General features: G+C 75.0%; 5 protein-coding genes. 1 reads left to right on the plus strand and 4 read right to left on the minus strand.

Features of this window, described 5'->3' with window-relative positions; all coding sequences use genetic code 11:
- Nucleotides 1-61: 61 nt before the first annotated feature.
- The 4 genes from ACFU7Z_RS37130 to ACFU7Z_RS37145 form a co-directional block, all read right to left on the minus strand.
- Entirely contained in the window at nucleotides 62-1135 is a 1074-nt protein-coding gene (locus ACFU7Z_RS37130; RefSeq protein WP_380782492.1) for a M14 family metallopeptidase, read from the minus strand.
- A gap of 14 nt (nucleotides 1136-1149) precedes the next feature.
- Nucleotides 1150-1479 (minus strand): hypothetical protein, encoded by a 330-nt coding sequence (locus tag ACFU7Z_RS37135; protein ID WP_117486607.1) that lies wholly within the window; start codon nucleotides 1477-1479, stop codon nucleotides 1150-1152.
- Between the two features lie 94 nt (nucleotides 1480-1573).
- Nucleotides 1574-2296, minus strand: coding sequence for a TetR/AcrR family transcriptional regulator (locus ACFU7Z_RS37140; protein ID WP_380782494.1), 723 nt, complete (start codon nucleotides 2294-2296; stop codon nucleotides 1574-1576).
- A 344-nt stretch (nucleotides 2297-2640) separates the two neighbouring features.
- Nucleotides 2641-3255, minus strand: coding sequence for a LysE family transporter (locus tag ACFU7Z_RS37145; RefSeq protein ID WP_380782496.1), 615 nt, complete (start codon nucleotides 3253-3255; stop codon nucleotides 2641-2643).
- Between the two features lie 203 nt (nucleotides 3256-3458).
- Here ACFU7Z_RS37145 and ACFU7Z_RS37150 point away from each other — a divergent pair, with 203 nt between their 5' ends.
- Entirely contained in the window at nucleotides 3459-4088 is a 630-nt protein-coding gene (locus tag ACFU7Z_RS37150; protein WP_380782498.1) for a maleylpyruvate isomerase N-terminal domain-containing protein, read from the plus strand.
- Nucleotides 4089-4245 lie beyond the last annotated feature (157 nt).

The following is a 4245-nucleotide window of genomic DNA, read 5'->3' on the forward strand; positions in this document are numbered from 1 at the left end:
CGCCACGACCGGTCGTGGCGGGCGCCCTGCTGTCGGGCACTGTGGCTTTCGGGGCAGGGGTTCAGGCGGTGGCCAGGCAGAACCGCACCAGCCCGGCGTCCACGTCGAGGACGATCCGCTGCATCTCGGCCCACGGCGGGTGGAACTGCGTGCCCCACTCGACGGTGAAGCCGAGCACCTTCCCCTGCTCGGGGTCGACGAAGTGGCGGGCGAAGACGTAGTCGTCGCTGGTGCCGCTGGTCGGGTACAGGTGGAAGCCGCTCAGCGGCTTGTACGCCAGGCCGCGCACGCCGTGCAGGCCCTGGCAGAAGGCCTCGGCGAGCAGCACGGCGGTGTCGGCGTCGGTCTTGGGGATGTACTCCGCGTACGCGACGTCGCCGGGCAGGCCGCGCTTGCCGTCGTACTGGCTGTTGCGGAAGTTCATGGCGGGGGTGACCGACTGGTTCTCGTCGTCGCCCCAGTTGTAGAGCATGTCCTGGGAGTAGCTGTGCACGTCGACGAACCACCCGGTCCGCGGGAACTGGTCCAGCAGCCAGCGGACGTTGCGGGTCTCGGGCTCGGAGAAGGCGCTCGGGCCCTCGTAGACCTGCTGGTCGCACGGGTCGGCCGACACCTGCGGGGTGGCGGTCGGGGCGAAGGCGGTGGCGAAGTCGAAGAGGAAGTCGTAGTTGCGGTTGAGGTCGACGCCGACGCAGTCGGGGTTCGTGCTGCCCCCGGCGTTGGCCGGGTCGCGGTTCTTGCGCCACATCGGGTCGGCGGTCTGGCTGAACAGTCGGCCGTCCGGGTTGACCAGCGGGAAGAACACCAGGTCCAGCCGCTGGAGCAGGTTGCGGACCTGGTCGGCGGTGAAGACGGTGCCGCCGTAGCCGAGGCCGGTGCCGTCGCGCTGGGCCTCCAGCAGGTCGGCGGCGAGGTGGACGAGGATCTCGCAGCTGCCCCATTCACGGGCGTGCACACCGCCGATCATCATCACGCAGCTCTTGGGGACCGGGGCCGGTGCACCGATCCTGAGGGCGTGGGCGGTGCGGCCCTCGATGGAGGGCTCGGGGAGGGTGAGCAGTTCGGACGTGCCGGGGTAGGCGGTGGCCAGACTGGCCACGGCGGACTCGACCTCGGTGATGTTCAGGTACGGCATGACGACCTCCCGGCTCAGCCGGCGGGCTTGGCGGCGAGGCCGTGCGGGACGGCGTCGGCGGCGGCGAACCGGTCGCCGGTGCCGACCTCGGCCTGGGCGGCGCGGCCGGCCTCGCTGGCGTTGCCGATCCGGGTGACGGTGACGCCCTCGCGTTCGAGGGCGGCGATCCGGTCCTCCGGGGCGTAGACGTCGATGCCGACGCTGCCGTCCGGGTCGACGTGCGGGCGGCCACCGGTGTCGGGGCGGGCCTCGCGCAGCAGGGCGCGCAGGACCTCCGGGTCCCTGGCGGTGACGCGGAGTCGCAGGATGTCGGGTCGGGGCGGTCGGGTGGGAACGGCGGACATGGCGACCTCTTCTCGGGCGCCGGGGGAGCGCGGCCCACGGCCGGCTCGGCGGTGCCGGATTCGAGCGGATATGTCCGACGTGTACCTCGTATCCTCAGGATGCGTCGCCGCCGTAGAAGCCGTCAAGGGGCGGCTCGGGCATCCCGTCGAGCAGGCTGTCCAGGCCGCTCAGCATCTCGGCCTCGTCGTCGAAGTCGGAGAACCGGGGCACCAGGGCGCGCAGCCTGGGGTAGTCGGTGGCGGGCAGCCGGTGCAGGCCGAGTCGCAGGGCCGGGTCCGGCTCGTTCGGGTTGTCGACCACCTGGCGCTTGTCCACCAGCAGGCAGCCGAGGTTCCAGGCGACGAAGGTGCGGTAGACGGTCAGCGCGCCGGCGTCGTCGAAGCCGGCCCGGCCGAGCACGGCCAGGATGTGCTCGGTGAGCTCCAGCACCGAGGCCGGGCGGCGGGCCACCGGGACGGCCAGCGGGCGGGTCGCGACCAGCGGCAGGATCTCGGGGTGGGCGTGCGCGGTGGCGGCGAACGCCCGGGCGATCCGGCGCAGTTCGGCGCGCCAGCCGTCCTCGTGGGGGCCGCGGGCGGCGCCGGCCCGCAAGCGGGCGTTGATCTCGTCGAAGTAGGCCTCGACCAGGCCGTCGATCAGCGCCTCCTTGCCCGGGGTGTAGCGGTACAGGGCCATCGACTCCACGCCGAGATCGGCGGCCAGCCTGCGCATGGTCAGCGCGGCCAGGCCCTCGCGGTCGACCAGGGCCACGGCGGCGCCCAGCACCAGCGGGCGGCTCAGCCGGCCCCGCCTCTCCGGGGCGTCCTGCTCGGCCATCTCCGCACTCCTCCGGGTCGGTGGCAGCGTCGTCGGGCGGTCGGCTCGGCTTGGGCGCGGGGCCCGCTGCCGGGCTGGGTCTTCGGCGGATGTCACTCAGCGGATACAGAACCAGGATACAAGGGAGGAATAGGACGTAAACGGGCGCGCGGCCGCGCGGCGGCGGTGCTGCCGATCCCGCTGGTCAGATGACCGGGGGAGGGGCGGTGGGGGCGGCGACCGGGGTGGTGGGGCCGGTCGCGGTGTGTGACGCCACTCCGCACCCGCTCGCCAACCTCCTTCCGGCGCCCGGTCGCTGAGCGCGTCCGACCCGGCGGCGCCGGTCACCACGCCCGGCGCCGGCCTCAGTCGAGCAGCAGCCGGACGGCGAGCGCGGCGACCAGGGCGGCGGAGCCGAGGGCGGTGAGCAGCCGGCCGCGCGGGCCGGTGAGGGCCCGGCCGAGCAGGGCGCCGCCGGAGGCCAGCAGCAGTTGCCAGCAGGCGGAGGCGGCGAAGGCGCCGAGGGTGAAGGCCGCCCGGGCGGGGACGCCGTCCTGGCTGCCGCCGCCGAGCACCAGGGCGGCGAAGTAGAGCACGGTGAGCGGGTTCAGCAGGGTGATGCCCAGCAGGGTGAGGAAGGCCCGGGCGGGGGTGGGCGGCGACGGCCGCGCTCCGGCGGCGGGGCCGGAGCGGCCGCGCAGCGCGGTGGCGGCCGTCCGCGCGGCCAGGGCGAGCAGCACCAGGGCGGAGGCGATCCGCAGCGGCCGGGCGACCGGTTCGAGCAGCGGTGCGAGGCCGGTGCCGCCGGCCGCCGTGAGCAGGGCGTACAGCCCGTCCGCGGTGGCCACGCCGAGGGCGGCGCAGGCGCCGGTGCGCAGCGAGGTGCGTGCGGTGAGCGACACCAGGTAGGCCCCGACGGCCCCCACCGGGACGGCCACGCCGAGCCCGGCGAGCAGCCCCGCGGCCAGCGCGGCCCTCACGCGCGGGGGGCGTCGGGCCTCCGGGGGCGGCCGGGCTGCTGCTGGACCGGGGCCGGGCGGGTGGCGGCGGGTACGGGCAGCGGGCGGCTGGCGGAGACGGTCATGGGTCGATGGTGACGGCCCGGGGCGGGGGTGGCAAACGGCTTTCCGCGGGCCCGGGATAGCGTGGGGCGATCCCGTGATCACCGTCCCGAGGAGAGCCGATGAACAGTCAGAACGATCCCGTGCGCGTGCTGTTGGCGGAGGCCTGGTCCTCCTGGGCGGAGCGGGGCGCGGCCCTGGCCGCCGAGGACTGGGACCGGCCCACCCGGCTGCCCGAGTGGACCGTACGGGAGCTGTTCGCGCACGTGGCACCGGTGCCGGAGATGTTCACCGGGCTGCGCGCGGCAGTCCTGGACGCGCCGGCCGAGGTGGCCGACGGGGCCGGCATCCTGCGGGCCTACAACCGGCCTGGCGGCATCGCCCACACCGCCGCCGGGCAGGTCGCCGAGGCGGCGAAGCGGACCGCCGAGGTGGCCGAACCCGCCGTGCTGATCGCCCGGTTCGGCGTCGAGGGCCCGGCGGCGCTGGCCGGCCTCGCGGACCTGCCGCCGGGGACCACGGTGGCGCACCCGCTGCTCGGCAGCGTGACGGTCGGCGCGCTCGGCGAGGTGGCGCTGATGGAGGCGACCGTCCACCTGCTCGACCTGATCGCGGCCATCGGCGGCCCGCCGCCCGCCGAGGGGGCGCTGCACTTCACCCGTGCCCTGCTGGCGGAGGTGGCCGACCCGGTGGCCTTCATCGAGGCGGCGACCGGCCGTAGCGCCGAGGCGGTGCTCCCGGTGCTGCGGTAGGGCTGCCGTCGGGTGGGGTGAGGCGTATGCGTCTCATGTCATGAGCCTTTCAAAGGTGCGGGTTTGCTGTCACGCTGCTGCTCCCGGCCCGCTCCCCACGAGAGGCTCCGATGAGAAGACTCCTGCCTGCCCTGACCGGCGCCGCCCTGTTCGCGGC

Source organism: Kitasatospora sp. NPDC057518 (assembly GCF_042802075.1).
In the GTDB taxonomy this organism is placed as follows: Bacteria; Actinomycetota; Actinomycetes; order Streptomycetales; family Streptomycetaceae; genus Kitasatospora.

Excerpts from the sequence above, each read along its gene's own strand:
- ACFU7Z_RS37130 (WP_380782492.1), bottom strand. The coding sequence starts at position 1,135 with ATGCCGTACCTGAACATCACCGAGGTCGAGTCCGCCGTGGCCAGTCTG.
- ACFU7Z_RS37135 (WP_117486607.1), bottom strand. The coding sequence starts at position 1,479 with ATGTCCGCCGTTCCCACCCGACCGCCCCGACCCGACATCCTGCGACTC.
- ACFU7Z_RS37140 (WP_380782494.1), bottom strand. The coding sequence starts at position 2,296 with ATGGCCGAGCAGGACGCCCCGGAGAGGCGGGGCCGGCTGAGCCGCCCG.
- ACFU7Z_RS37150 (WP_380782498.1), top strand. The coding sequence starts at position 3,459 with ATGAACAGTCAGAACGATCCCGTGCGCGTGCTGTTGGCGGAGGCCTGG.